The following is a 12875-nucleotide window of genomic DNA, read 5'->3' on the forward strand; positions in this document are numbered from 1 at the left end:
CCACCACGTCCCGCCCCGGAGGCCCCCGCATGTCCGCACCCGTCGAGTTCGCCGTCTGGGCACCACTGCCGGAGCGGGTGCGCGTCCAGGTCGACGGCGCCGTCCACGACATGACCCGCGACGACGACGGCTGGTGGCGCGCCGCGATCGACGCGAGCCCGGAGGCCGACTACGGCTTCCTCCTCGACGACAACGAGACGCCGCGGCCCGACCCCCGGTCCCGGCGGCAGCCCGAGGGCGTGCACGGGCTCTCCCGCCGGTACGAGCCGGAGTCCTACGCGTGGGGCGACGGCGCCTGGACCGGGCGCCCGCTGGCCGGTGGCGTCGTCTACGAGCTGCACGTCGGCACCTTCACCCCCGAGGGCACCCTCGACGCGGCGATCGGCCGGCTCGGGCACCTGGTGCGCCTCGGCGTGGACTTCGTCGAGCTGCTGCCGGTCAACGGGTTCAACGGCACGCACAACTGGGGCTACGACGGCGTCCTCTGGTACGCCGTGCAGGAGCAGTACGGCGGCCCGGCTGCCTACCAGCGGTTCGTCGACGCCTGCCACCAGCAGGGGCTCGGCGTCATCCAGGACGTCGTCTACAACCACCTGGGCCCGTCGGGGAACTACCTGCCCGAGTTCTTCCCGATCTTCGCCGAGGGCGGGGCGAACACCTGGGGCAACTCGATCAACCTCAGCGGCCCCGACTCCGACGAGGTGCGCCGCTACATCATCGACAACGCCCTCATGTGGCTGCGCGACATGCACGTCGACGGGCTGCGCCTGGACGCCGTGCACGCGCTGGTCGACGAGCGCGCCACCCACGTCCTCGAGGAGATGGCGCAGGAGGTGGACAAGCTGTCGGTCGCCGTCGGCCGGCCGCTCACCCTCATCGCCGAGAGCGACCTCAACGACCCCCGCATGGTCACCCCGCGGGTCGCCGGCGGCCTCGGGCTCACCGCGCAGTGGAGCGACGACTTCCACCACTCCCTGCACTCCACGCTGACCGGCGAGGGCCAGGGCTATTACTCCGACTTCGCCGAGGCCGGCATCGCCGGCCTGGCCAAGGTGCTCTCGGGCGCCTACTTCCACGACGGCGCCTGGTCGAGCTTCCGCCGTCGCCACCACGGCCGCCCGGTCGACACCGCGACGCTGCCCGGCTGGAAGTTCCTGGGCTACCTCCAAGACCACGACCAGATCGGCAACCGCGCCGTCGGCGACCGGATCTCGGCCACCCTCTCCCCCGCGCTGCTCGCCGTCGGCGCGACCGTGACGCTGACCAGCCCCTTCACGCCGATGCTGTTCATGGGCGAGGAGTGGGGCGCGAGCACGCCGTGGCAGTTCTTCACCAGCCACCCCGAGCCGGAGCTGGGCAGGGCGACCGCCGAGGGGCGGATCGGTGAGTTCGCCGAGCACGGGTGGGACGCCGACGTCGTCCCGGACCCGCAGGACCCGGAGACCTTCACCCGGTCCAAGCTCGACTGGTCCGAGCTCTCCCAGGAGCCGCACGAGCGGATCCTCGCCGTGCACCGCTCCCTGCTCGCCCTGCGCCGCGCGCACCCCGACCTCGTCGACCCCGACCTCACCGCGGTCGAGGTGGACTGGGACGACGCCGACCGCTGGATGGTCGTGCACCGCGGCTCGCTGCGGGTGGTGGTCAACCTCGCCGACGAGCCGCGGGAGATCGATCTCGACCGGCCCGCCGGGGAGGTGCTGTTCGCCACCGCCGAGCTGCCCTCAGTGGACGGCGACACCGTCACCGTGCCGCCGGAGAGCGCGGCCGTGCTCAGCACCCGCTGACGATGCGCCGGCTGCTGCCCTCGCCCGCCGCGGACCTGGACGACGCCGCGCTGGTGGACGCCTACCGGCTGCCGCCGGGCCGTTCGCTGCGGATGGACTTCGTCGCCTCGCCGGACGGCTCCATCGCCGTCGACGGGCGCAGCGCGGGCCTGGGCTCGCCCGGCGACAAGCGGGTGTTCCGGGTGCTGCGGGCGCTTGCCGACGTCGTCCTGGTGGGCGCCGGCACGGCGGGCACGGAGGGGTACCGGCCGGTCGCGCCGGACTCCCCCGTCGGCCGGCTCCGCGCAACCATCGGCCGGCCCGTCGAGCTGCCGATCGCGGTCGTCTCCCGCCGGGCCTCGCTCGATCCCGCGTCGGCGCTGGCGTCGGCACCGTCCACGCTGGTCGTCACCTGTGCGGCCGCGGACGCCGGCCGTCGCGCGGCCCTGTCCGCCGCCGGCGCCACGGTGCTGGTCTGCGGCGACGACGACGTCGACCTGCCCTCCGCCGTGACCGCGCTGGCCGACCGGGGTCTGGAGCAGGTGACGTGCGAGGGTGGGCCGCAGCTGCTGCGCGCCGCGCTGACCGCCGGAGTGGTCGACGAGCTGGACCTGACCATTGCGCCCGCGCTGGTCGGGGCGGCGCTCCGGCTGCTGCCCGACGGCCTGTCGGCGCCGATCAGGCTGGAGCTGCACCAGCTCCTGGAGGAGGACGGCGTGCTGTTCACCCGCTACCGGGTGGCCGGCAGCCGGTAGCGACGAGGAGGAGCCACCGTGAGCGTGCCGCCACCGCTGGACCGCGACACCGTCGCCGACCGGCTCGTGGGCTTCCCTCGGGTCGCGGCCGACCGGCCCGACCTCAAGCAGGCCGCGGTCGCGCTCTGCGTCACCGAGCAGGACGGCGCACCGACTCTGGTCATCACCCGGCGGGCGGCGGGCCTGCGCGCGCACGCCGGGCAGTGGGCCCTCCCGGGTGGCCGGCTGGACGCCGGCGAGGGACCGGTCGAGGGCGCGCTGCGCGAGCTGCACGAGGAGATCGGCCTCGACCTCGACCGCTCCGCCGTCCTCGGGCTGCTGGACGACTACGTGACGCGCTCGGGCTACGTGATGACGCCGGTGGTCTGCTGGGCCGGCCCGGTCGACGGCTTCACGGGGTCGGAGCCGGAGGTGGCCGCCGTCTTCGAGGTGCCGCTCGCAGATCTTGACGTCGAGCCGGTCTTCGAGACCATCCCGGAGTCCGACGGCCCGGTGATCAAGCTGCCGCTGAGGGACGGGTTCGTGCACGCGCCCACCGCGGCGGTCGTCCACCAGTTCGTCCGGGTCGCCTGCCGCGGCGAGGTGCAGCGCGTGGCCCACTACGAGCAGCCGGTCTTCGCCTGGCGCTGATCTCCGGAACCGCACGTCGCCGGAGGGCCATCGTGGCCATCCTGGCCCTCCAGGACGAGGCGGGCTGCTTGACTGACCGGCATGGACCTGCCGCTGAACCCGCCGGTCAAGCCGATGCTGGCCAAGGCCGCCACGAAGCTGCCCATCGGGGACGGCCTGCTCTACGAGCCCAAGTGGGACGGCTTCCGCTGCGTCGTCTTCCGCGACGGCGACGAGGTCGAGCTGGGCAGCCGCAACGAGCGCCCGCTGACCCGCTACTTCCCCGAGGTGGTCGAGGCGGTCAAGCAGCACCTGCCCGAGCGCTGCGTCGTCGACGGCGAGATCGTCGTCCCCGCCGGTGACCGCCTGCACTTCGAGGCGCTGCTCCAGCGGATCCACCCGGCGGAGTCGCGGGTGAAGCTGCTGGCCGAGCAGACGCCGGCCTCGTTCGTCGCCTTCGACCTGCTGGCCCTGGGCGACGAGTCGCTGGTGGACCGGCCCTTCGGCGAGCGCCGGAAGCTGCTGCAGACGGCGCTGGCCGGCACCCGCCCGCCGGTCTACCTCACCGCCATCACCGAGGACGCCGACACCGCGCAGCGCTGGTTCGACACGTTCGAGGGCGCCGGCCTGGACGGCGTCGTCGCCAAGAGCCCCGAGCTGCCCTACGGCCCCGACCAGCGGCTGATGACCAAGGTCAAGCACGTGCGCACCGCCGACTGCGTGGTCGCCGGGTTCCGCTGGCACAAGAGCGGGCCGATCGTCGGCTCGCTGCTGCTGGGGCTCTACGACGACGGCACGCTGCAGCACATCGGCGTCGCGGCGTCCTTCCCGATGAAGCGACGCGCCGAGCTGGTCGAGGAGCTCGAGCCCTACCGCGCCCAGGCCCTGGACGGGCACCCGTGGCAGGACTGGGCCAACGCGCAGGTGCAGCAGGACGGCGAGAACCGCATGCCCGGAGCGGTCAGCCGGTGGAACGCGAAGAAGGACCTCTCCTGGGTGCCGCTGCGCCCCGAACTCGTCGTGGAGATCAAGTACGACCAGCTCGAGGGCCGTCGACTTCGTCACACCGGGCAGTTCCTGCGCTGGCGGCCCGACCGCGAGCCGCTCAGCTGCACGTACGACCAGCTGGACGTGCCCGTGCGCTACGACCTGGCCGAGGTGCTGGAGACACCCTGACCGGGTGATCGGGTCGTTCCGGGCCGGTGATCATCTGCACGGGCGCCGGAGGGCTCCTAGGCTCGTGATCATGTATTCGCACCACCGCGGCCGGCGCGCCGTCGTACCCAGCCTGCTCGCCGCGCTCACCCTCCTCGCCGCCGGCTGCACCTCCGACGGAGGCTCCGACGAGGAGGCGACGCCCTCGACGAGCAGCGCTCCGGCCGAGCCGACCGCGGAACCCATCGAGTGGGAGGACTGCAACGAGCCGCTCCAGCCGCTGATCGCCGGCCGCCCCGGGAGCGAGCGCGGGCTGTCGTTCGAGTGCGGGCAGGTGCCGGTGCCGATCAGCTACGACGAGCCCGAGGGCGAGCGCCTGCCGCTGACCCTGGTCCGCGCGGTGCACCCCGGCCAGACCGACCGCATCGGCTCGCTGGTGATCAACCCCGGTGGCCCGGGCGGCTCCGGCGTCGACGCTGCCATCGGGCTGGCGCTCACCCTGCCCGAGGACGTGGTGCGGCGCTTCGACATCGTCGGCTTCGACCCCCGCGGCGTCTCCCTGTCCTCCCCCGTCGAATGCATCCCCGACGAGACGAAGGACCGGCTGATCGCGTCCGAGCCGCAGCCCACCAGCGCCGAGCAGCTGGACGACGTCTTCGGGCTGGCCCGCGAGGTCGCCGAGGACTGCGCCGAGCGCTACGAGTCGCCCGCCGCGCTGGGTGCCTTCAACACCGTCGACACCGCCCGCGACATGGACCTGCTCCGCGAGGCCCTGGGCGAGGAGCAGCTGACCTACCTCGGTTACTCCTACGGCACCACGCTGGGCTCGACCTACGCCGAGCTCTTCCCCGACCGGGTGCGCGCCTTCGTGCTCGACGCCGCGGTCGACCCCGACGCCGACGCGCGCGCCACGGCCGAGTCGCAGGCGGCGGGCCTGGAGGCCAGCTTCGACGCCTTCGCGCAGAACTGCCTGAGCCTCATCGCCGGGTGCCCCATCGGACCGGACCCCCGGTCGTTCGTCGAGGAGGTCATGCTGCAGGCGTCGCAGGGACCCATCCCGAGTGCCGCCGAGGGCGAGACCCGCCAGGCGACGCCGGGCGTCGTCCACACCGCCGTCGTGGCGGCGCTGTACGACACCCAGACGTGGCCGCAGCTGTCCCAGTCGCTGGCCGCCGCCCGCAACGGCGACGCCGCCGGGCTGTTCTCCCTCGCCGACAGCTACGCCGGCCGGCTCGAGGACGGGACCTACTCCAACCAGCTCGACGCCAACCTGGCGATCAACTGCGCGGACACCGACGAGGAGATCGAGACCGACGAGGTGCGCGCCCTGGCCGCCGAGTGGGACGCGGAGTACCCGCTGTTCGGTGCCGGCTCGGCCGCCGGGCTGTACACCTGCACCCCGTGGGAGGCCGAGCGCACCCCGCTCCCCCAGCGCGACGCGGAGGGCAGCGCGCCGATCCTCGTCGTCGGCAACTCCGGTGACCCGGTGACCCCGCTGCCGGGGGCGGTGGACATGGCCGAGCAGCTGGCCTCCGGCGTCCTGCTCACCTGGCAGGGGCAGGGGCACACCGCCTACCCGAAGAACCCGTGCGTCAACGACGCGGTGAACCGCTACCTCATCGACCTGGTGGTCCCCCTGGACGGGCTCACCTGCCCTGCGTGAGACTCGGACCCCGGCCGAGGGAAGGCTCTGCCGCTGACGGAACGGGCAGGTGGATGGCGAGCAGCAAGGACGCGGTGATCCTCGACGTCGCGGGGCACGAGGTGCGCGTCTCCAGCCCGGAGAAGCCGTACTTCGCCGAGAAGGGCATCCGCAAGATCGACGTCGTCGAGTACTTCGTCGCCGTCGGCGAGGGCATCCTGTTCGCCCTCGAGGACCGGCCGACGACGCTCGAGCGCTGGCCCGGCGGGGTGTTCGAGGGCGCCCGGCTGTCCACCCGCGTGGACAACACCGGCGACGCGTTCTACCAGAAGCGGGTGCCCAAGAACGCCCCGCCGTGGGTGCCCACGGCGCACATCACCTTCCCCAGCGGCCGGACCGCCGACGAGATCGCCCCGGACTCCGTCGCCGTCGTCGCGTGGTGCGCCAACCTCGGCACGCTGACGTTCCACCCCTGGCCGGTGAGCAAGGCCGACGTCGAGTCGCCGAACCAGATCCGCATCGACCTGGACCCGCAGCCGGGCACCGACTTCTCCGACGCCGTGTGGGTGGCCCCGCACGTCCGGGAGCTGCTGCACGAGTTCGGCATGGAGGGCTGGCCGAAGACCTCGGGCGGCCGCGGCGTGCACATCTACGTGCCGATCCAGCCCCGGTGGACCTTCACCGACGTCCGCCGCGCGGTCATCGCCTTCGGCCGCGAGCTCGAACGGCGCCTTCCCGACCGCGTGACGATGTCGTGGTGGAAGGAGGAGCGTGGCGAGAAGATCTTCATCGACTACAACCAGATGGCCCGGGACCGCACGATCGCCTCGGCGTACTCCATCCGGCCAAGGCCGCACGCCCCGGTGTCCGCACCCGTCGACTGGGACGAGCTGCCCGACGTCACGCCCTTCGACTTCGACGTCCTGAGCATGCCGGCGCGATTCCGGGAGGTCGGCGACAAGCACGCCGGTCTCGCCGACCACGCGTTCGGCATCGAGCCGCTGCTGGAGCTGGCCGAGCGCCAGGCGAAGGACGACGGCATGGGCGACCTGCCCTATCCGCCGGACTACCCGAAGATGCCCGGCGAGCCGATGCGCGTGCAGCCCAGCCGCGCCAAGCGTCCTGCCAGCGACAATGCCTCAGGCTGACGCACCGGCGCTGGTAGCGCACCGCTCGTTCGTTCGATGACCTCCGCCCATGGCGGTGCGACTGGAAAACCTTCTCGCGTCCTTCCGTCGGCACCTGCGCGCGGCCAGCAAGGCGCCGCGGACCATCGAGCTGTAAGGCCAGAGCGTCCGCTACTTCAGCCGCTGGCTGGCCGAGCACGACCGATGGCCGCGAGTGCCGGCGGTGGTGAAAACCAAGGCCAGGCGGTCCAGCGCGTGGCCGCTGGGCCGCGGGTGCTGAGGCACCGGCCGTGGCGGCGCCTCAGCCTTCCCCGCTGACCCTCGACATGCGGTCCGGCGTACGGTGCAGGACTCGGCGCTGACCTTCTCCGGTCAGGAACCTCCGTCGGGGCGCGGCTCGTAATCTGCCTGGCGTGCCGGTGCGGTCTCGTTGAGAAGTTGGTCCATGAGCCGGCGGACGCGTTCATCGCTCGGGCCGTCCAGTGCTGTGGGTGTGGACAGCGGGATCAGATGACTGCGGTACTGCTCGGTGAGCGCTTCGTTGAGGGCCTGGGCGAGGACGTCCTGCTGGAAGGGCTCCAGGGGCACCAGGCCCTGCAGGTAGCCATCGAGGTCGAAGGCGTCCCCGGTGCCGCCGAGGGCCAGGTAGCGCAGCCACAGGTCCTGGACGGTCAGCTGCGCGCGGACCCGGGCTGCGTCCATACGCCGGTGGCGCTCGTGGCTGGTCATCGTCGTCGAGTGCTCAGTTGTCGGCGTGGTCGTTGTTGCGGGTGGCCACCAGGCTGAGCAGCGCGCTGGCGATCTCCTCGACAGGGCGGCCGGTGCGGTTCGCTGTGGCGGCCAGGGTGGCGAACGCCTCCTGCCGGTTCGCCGCGCCCTGCGCCAGGAGCACGCCGGTGGCCTGGGCTACCGCGTCCCGGCCGGCCAGGGCGTCGGTGAGCTGGCGGCTGAGCCGGCGTGCCTCAACCAGGCTCTGGGTGTTGGCCAGCAGGATCGCGGCTTGGGAGGCCAGCAGGCGCATGACCTGCTCGTCGTGGGGCCCATAGTTCATCGGGCGCTCGCAGTAGACCTTCATGGCGCCGATGGACTCATCGCCGGTCACCAGGGGCGTGCTCAGCACCGAGCGCACTCCCAACCGACTGACCGCCTGATTCCACCTCGGCCAGCGGCCGTCGGTGGTAGTGTCGTCGATGCGCACCGGTTCCCGGGTGGCCCAGGCGGTCAGGCACGGGCCCTCGTCGAACTCGTACTGCAGAGCGTCGGCCTGCTCGGCCGCGGCGTTGGACGCGGCCTTGGACCGTTTGCCGTGCTCGTCCACGAGGGTGACAGCGGCCCCGAGCGTGCCGGCAGTGGTGGTCGCAGCGAGCGTGGTGACCAGCTCGAGTGCGGTGTCGACGGTCTCGCGAGACAGCAGCAGACCGCTCATCTGGCTCAGCGCCCAGGTGAGGTCCACCGGTGGCGGCGTGCCGGGCTCGCGGAGTTGCGCTGGTGTCGGGTGCGCAGGGCTGGTGGGGTCGGTCATCGGTGATCCCGTCCGGCAGTGGCTGTCGATGTCGGTGTCGCGTACGGCAGGCGGTGCTGTGCTCGCCGGGGGGCAGTGTCTGTACCGCCGGCGGAAGGGCGCATCAAAGCTTCAGTTCACCGGTGAGCACCAGGTGCTCGGCCAGGTCGCGAACCTTCTGGTTGGTCCGCATGGAGGCGCCGGCCAGCATCCGGAAGGCCTGGTCGGGAGTGAGCTTGTGTCGCTCGATCAAGATCCCCTTAGCCTGCTCGATGGCCGCCCGGGACTCCATCGCCGCCCGCATGTTCTCCGCCTGGTCTCGGGCGTCCTGCAGAGCGTCGAGGTTGGTCAGCGCGACCCCGGCGTAGGCGGCGAACTCGCAGACGTCCTGCCGGTGCTCGTCGGAGAAGGCGCCGGCGACCGGGAAGTACACGTTCAGGCACGCGGCCAGTTGCACGGCAGGGACCGGCACCGCCAGCGCACTCAACGCCCCCTGCTGAAGGAAGGTAGCGATGTACTCCGGCCACCGGTCCTCCGCGCGGCCGTCGGTGATCTCGATGAGCTGGCCGCTGAGGGCCGCGTCCATGCAGGGGCCGTAGCCCTGCTCGTACTGCATCTCATCCAGGTGCAGCGCCAGCTCTCCGGTGAAGGCCGCGGTGGTCGGCCGCCGCTGGCGCACCACCGTGATCGAGACCTCCGCGCCGGCCGGCAGCACGCCCTTGACCGCACCGACGACGCGCTCCAGCACCGACTGGACGTTCTCCTCGGCCAGCACCAGCCGGGCGAGCTCGTCGAGCGCCTCCCGGGTGCCCCGCAGGTTGGAACTGTCCACGGAATCGGTCACCGACGTGGCCCTCTCTAGTCCGGCCGCCTGCAGCCGCTGCACACCGGCGGGACATCGAAACCCCGCCAGCACGTTGAACGATGACGGCGACCGCTCAAGGCCCGCAGGACGGCCACCCCGGGGCTGGAGTGGAGACGTCAACGGAACCAACTGACACCACTGGGCGCACTCGCGGCTCGCCGGGCAGGTCCGGTGGATGTTGTGCACGGTACCCGACACTGCCCCTGGCGGTGACCCGAGCGACGCGGGTCGGCGGGGCTGGTCGGGCCTGTGCCACGATGTGATCGCCCCGCACGCAGGAGCAGCCTCCGCCTGAGCACGTAGACCGTGACGAGGGAGCACGCCATCCCGCCGTCGGTCCGGCTTCAGCAGCACCGCACGGAGGGAGCCACCCGTGGCCATTGATCCCGCCACCGCACGCCGCAACGCCGTCCTGGGCGGACTGGCTGACCAACACCTCGCCCCGCTTCTGCCCGATCTGCAGCAGACGGAGCTGGCGCTGGGGCAGGTGCTGCACGAGCCCGGCGAGCCGATTTCGACCGTCTACTTCCCGCTCGCCGGCGTCGTTTCCGTCGTCGCCGACCTGGGCGCCGATCAGGTTGTGGAGACCGCCACCCTCGGCCGCGAGGGCATCGTCGGCATCTCGGTGTTCCTCGGCGCCACCACGCCGACCGAACGCTCCCTCGTGCAGGTGGCCGGCCAAGCGCTGACCATGAGCGCCGATGATTTCCGTGAGCAGATCGCCGTTGTCGATGGCCCGCTGACCGGCATGCTCCGCCGCGCGGCGCAGGCCATGTTCACCCAGTTGGCCCGCAACGCCGCCTGTAACCGGGTCCACCCTGTGCGCCAACGTGCCGCCCGGTGGCTGCTCATGACCGCCGACCGCATGGACAGCGCCAGTTTCGACCTCACGCAGCACTTCCTCGCCCAGATGCTCGCGGTGCGCCGCACCTCGGTGAACGAGGTCGCGCAATCGCTGGCCCAGGACGGCTGCATCACCTACACCCGGGGCGCGATCACCATCACCGACCGACGGCGCCTGCAGCACCAGGCATGCAGCTGCTACGAGGTGATCCGCCAGGCCACCGACGCCGCGCTGGCGGCCCCGTGAGCGCCCAGGGTCCGCATGGACGCCTCACCGGCCGTCCGCGCTTCCCGGCACGACCGAATGGCCACCGGGGGGCCGTGCGGCTACCGTCGGACCCGGGTCGAATGCCCGGCCCGATCTGCGCTGAGCTGCGAGCCGTCCGTATGACCAGGTCGCTGCCGGCGCATGCGAGCCCGGGACGTGACATGCAGTCAGCCACTCTCAGCGATGCCTCACCACTACCAGTACTCCTCCTTGAGCCCGTGGCAGGGATGGGGCTGGACCTGCACGTAACGGCCGGGCGCATCGTTCTCACCGGCGAACTGGACCGGGCAACCTGCGGCCATCTCGTCGCTGCCTGCCCGATGCTGGTCGCGGCCACCCCTGCGGTGTGGGTCGTGGACCTCACTGACCTCACCTTCTGCGACGCCTCCGGCCTGCGGGCGCTAGTGGCGTTGCGGCGGGCTGCGGCGGACGCCGGGGCTGCCGTCGTCCTGAACGGCGCACGCCCGCTGCTACGACGCCTGCTGGCATTCGTCAGCCTCAGTGATGTGGTGGCACCGGTCCTGCCGGCGGCGCCCACTCCGGCTGCGTCCAGCTCTGGGCGTCCTCCAGCGGTCCACCTAGCGTCCTTGGACACGGCGCGAGCCCGCAGCAGCCAGGCGCGATCAGCGGGGCCAGCGGCCGGCGCTGACGCTCGTGCGGCCCGGCGCTAGCGGGACGCCTGAGCGTCCCCACCCGCTCGCAACGTGGCCTCCGCCCGGCCGCCGCCGACTGCCGCGGTCGCGTGGAGATGCCGCGCGGCTCTCCCGCCGACGCTCGACCCGTTGACCATCGCGTCGGGGCCGAGGTCCCCGAATGCATGCTGGCCGACGGTCACGATCGGCGCTGTGTGCCGGGAACCGCACCGAGGTGCTGAGCCTGCCCCGGCAGATCGCGAGCTCCGCCGAGGACTGACACCGATACGGTCAGTGCGGTGCTGAACAGAGAGGCCGGAGGCCCTGCGACCGAGTCGCTGAGGTCACTTCTCGCCGCGTGCCACCTACTGGCGCCCGACGAGCTAGCCGCAACCGTCGCTGACCGCTGCACACAGCTGGGTGCCCGCGAGACGGTGCTGTACCTGGCCGACTACGAACAGGTCACCCTGCTACCTGTGCCCGGCCTTGGCGTGCCCGAACGTCAGGAGCTGCCCATCGAGGGCACGCTGGCGGGGCGTGCGTTCCAGCGCGTGGAGGTGGTCGGCAGCGCTGGGGAGCACGGCTACCGGCTGTGGATGCCGCTGCTGGACGGCGTGGAGCGCCTCGGTGTCGCCGAGCTGCTTCTGCTCGAGGAGCCCACCGATGAACAGCGAGACCTGCTGTGGGCCTTCGTCACCCTCACCGCCGAGCTGATCGTCGTCCGCGACGCCTATTCCGACGTGTTCTCGCGCCTCCGCCGCCGCAGAACCCTGTCCCTGGCCGCGGAGATGCAGTGGGAGCTGCTGCCGCCGATGTCTTTCGGAGCCGACCGCGTCGTCATCACCGGTGGCCTGGCGCCCGCGTACGACATCGGCGGGGACTCTTTCGACTACGCGGTCAACGGCGACACCGCCGAGTTGCTCGTCCTCGACGCGGTAGGGCACGGGTTACCGGCCGCAATCCTGGCCACCGTGGCGATCGGCGCCTATCGGCACGCCCGCCGCAACGCACTCGACCTGCCGGACATCGCCGCGGCGATCGACGCGGCGATCGCCGGGCAGATCGGCGGCAGCCAGTTCGCCACCGCGGTGCTCATCCGGCTCGACTTGCGGACCGGCCGGCTGCGGTGGATCAACGCCGGCCATCCGAACCCGCTGATTCTGCGCGGGACGTCCCTGGTGCGGCCTCCGGCCTCCCCCCCGACCCGTCCGCTCGGACTGCAAGAGGACACGCCCGCCTGCTGCGAGACCCGGCTGGAACCCGGTGACCGGCTGCTGCTCTACACCGACGGCATCACAGAGGCCCGCTCACCGACCGGAGAGTTCTTCGGTGAACTGCGCTTGGCGGACTTCGTCAGCGCGGCTGTGGCCGCCGGCCTCCCGTCACCGGAGACCGTTCGCCGGTTGATGCGCCACGTCCTGAGCCACCAGGCCGACCAACTCCAGGATGACGCCACAATCGTCGTCCTGGAGTGGCTGACTGTGGCACCACGCCGGGTGCTGCCCTAGCTCCCCACGCGGCCGCCGGTGCCAACGGCCGTCACCGCGCTACGACCTTCGTGCGGCCGGGGCAGGTGCGTGCTAGGAATGGCAGCCGACGGCCAGCAGGGCGAGTCGTCGTCGGACCGGCCGGGAACGATGCCCTCGAACAGCCGGTCCCAGAGCGCGAACACGCAGGACATGCACTGCACGGGGTCTGCTGCAACCCGTGGTGGG

Annotated in this window: 12 protein-coding genes; 9 read left to right on the forward strand and 3 right to left on the reverse strand. The window is 72.0% G+C overall.

Annotated elements, in window-relative coordinates:
* Positions 1-29: 29 nt before the first annotated feature.
* From treZ to BLS70_RS01565, 6 genes are all read left to right on the forward strand, one after another.
* Positions 30-1784, forward strand: a complete 1755-nt coding sequence (gene treZ / locus BLS70_RS01540) for a malto-oligosyltrehalose trehalohydrolase (protein WP_091763747.1) — start codon at positions 30-32, stop codon at positions 1782-1784.
* 2 nt (positions 1785-1786) lie between these two features.
* Positions 1787-2518 (forward strand): dihydrofolate reductase family protein, encoded by a 732-nt coding sequence (locus tag BLS70_RS01545; protein ID WP_091763748.1) that lies wholly within the window; start codon positions 1787-1789, stop codon positions 2516-2518.
* Between the two features lie 18 nt (positions 2519-2536).
* The gene (locus tag BLS70_RS01550; protein ID WP_255362158.1) at positions 2537-3148 is read left to right on the forward strand and encodes an NUDIX hydrolase; all 612 of its coding nucleotides are present in this window, start codon (positions 2537-2539) and stop codon (positions 3146-3148) included.
* Between the two features lie 81 nt (positions 3149-3229).
* A complete protein-coding gene (locus tag BLS70_RS01555) occupies positions 3230-4303 on the forward strand; it encodes an ATP-dependent DNA ligase (protein ID WP_091763749.1) in 1074 nt (357 codons plus the stop codon).
* A gap of 70 nt (positions 4304-4373) precedes the next feature.
* Complete coding sequence (locus BLS70_RS01560; protein WP_091764102.1) at positions 4374-5945, forward strand: alpha/beta hydrolase; 1572 nt, start codon at positions 4374-4376, stop codon at positions 5943-5945.
* Between the two features lie 53 nt (positions 5946-5998).
* Positions 5999-7072, forward strand: a complete 1074-nt coding sequence (locus BLS70_RS01565) for a DNA polymerase domain-containing protein (protein ID WP_091763750.1) — start codon at positions 5999-6001, stop codon at positions 7070-7072.
* Positions 7073-7423: 351 nt separating this feature from the next.
* Here BLS70_RS01565 and BLS70_RS01570 read toward each other — a convergent pair whose 3' ends face one another.
* The 3 genes from BLS70_RS01570 to BLS70_RS21165 all read right to left on the reverse strand — a co-directional run bounded on the left by BLS70_RS01570 (position 7424) and on the right by BLS70_RS21165 (position 9396).
* A complete protein-coding gene (locus BLS70_RS01570; protein WP_143030317.1) occupies positions 7424-7753 on the reverse strand; it encodes a hypothetical protein in 330 nt (109 codons plus the stop codon).
* A gap of 40 nt (positions 7754-7793) precedes the next feature.
* Positions 7794-8573: a GAF and ANTAR domain-containing protein gene (locus tag BLS70_RS01575; RefSeq protein WP_091763752.1), complete on the reverse strand. Its 780-nt coding sequence runs from the start codon at positions 8571-8573 to the stop codon at positions 7794-7796.
* 103 nt (positions 8574-8676) lie between these two features.
* Positions 8677-9396 (reverse strand): GAF and ANTAR domain-containing protein, encoded by a 720-nt coding sequence (locus BLS70_RS21165; RefSeq protein ID WP_255362159.1) that lies wholly within the window; start codon positions 9394-9396, stop codon positions 8677-8679.
* Positions 9397-9790: 394 nt separating this feature from the next.
* On the opposite strand from BLS70_RS21165, the gene BLS70_RS01585 reads away from it, so the two are divergent.
* From BLS70_RS01585 to BLS70_RS01595, 3 genes are all read left to right on the forward strand, one after another.
* Positions 9791-10507: a Crp/Fnr family transcriptional regulator gene (locus tag BLS70_RS01585; protein ID WP_091763754.1), complete on the forward strand. Its 717-nt coding sequence runs from the start codon at positions 9791-9793 to the stop codon at positions 10505-10507.
* A 248-nt stretch (positions 10508-10755) separates the two neighbouring features.
* Positions 10756-11199: an STAS domain-containing protein gene (locus BLS70_RS21565; protein WP_091763755.1), complete on the forward strand. Its 444-nt coding sequence runs from the start codon at positions 10756-10758 to the stop codon at positions 11197-11199.
* A gap of 395 nt (positions 11200-11594) precedes the next feature.
* Positions 11595-12668: a PP2C family protein-serine/threonine phosphatase gene (locus tag BLS70_RS01595; RefSeq protein ID WP_255362160.1), complete on the forward strand. Its 1074-nt coding sequence runs from the start codon at positions 11595-11597 to the stop codon at positions 12666-12668.
* Positions 12669-12875: the final 207 nt, after the last annotated feature.

The organism is Blastococcus aurantiacus (genome assembly GCF_900102425.1).
Lineage (GTDB): Bacteria > Actinomycetota > Actinomycetes > Mycobacteriales > Geodermatophilaceae > Blastococcus > Blastococcus aurantiacus.

Bases quoted from the DNA above. Each gene is read 5' to 3' on its own strand.
- treZ (WP_091763747.1), top strand. From the start codon at position 30: ATGTCCGCACCCGTCGAGTTCGCCGTCTGGGCACCACTGCCGGAGCGG.
- BLS70_RS01545 (WP_091763748.1), top strand. From the start codon at position 1,787: ATGCGCCGGCTGCTGCCCTCGCCCGCCGCGGACCTGGACGACGCCGCG.
- BLS70_RS01555 (WP_091763749.1), top strand. From the start codon at position 3,230: ATGGACCTGCCGCTGAACCCGCCGGTCAAGCCGATGCTGGCCAAGGCC.
- BLS70_RS01560 (WP_091764102.1), top strand. From the start codon at position 4,374: ATGTATTCGCACCACCGCGGCCGGCGCGCCGTCGTACCCAGCCTGCTC.
- BLS70_RS01565 (WP_091763750.1), top strand. From the start codon at position 5,999: ATGGCGAGCAGCAAGGACGCGGTGATCCTCGACGTCGCGGGGCACGAG.
- BLS70_RS01570 (WP_143030317.1), bottom strand. From the start codon at position 7,753: ATGGACGCAGCCCGGGTCCGCGCGCAGCTGACCGTCCAGGACCTGTGG.
- BLS70_RS01575 (WP_091763752.1), bottom strand. From the start codon at position 8,573: ATGACCGACCCCACCAGCCCTGCGCACCCGACACCAGCGCAACTCCGC.
- BLS70_RS21565 (WP_091763755.1), top strand. From the start codon at position 10,756: ATGGGGCTGGACCTGCACGTAACGGCCGGGCGCATCGTTCTCACCGGC.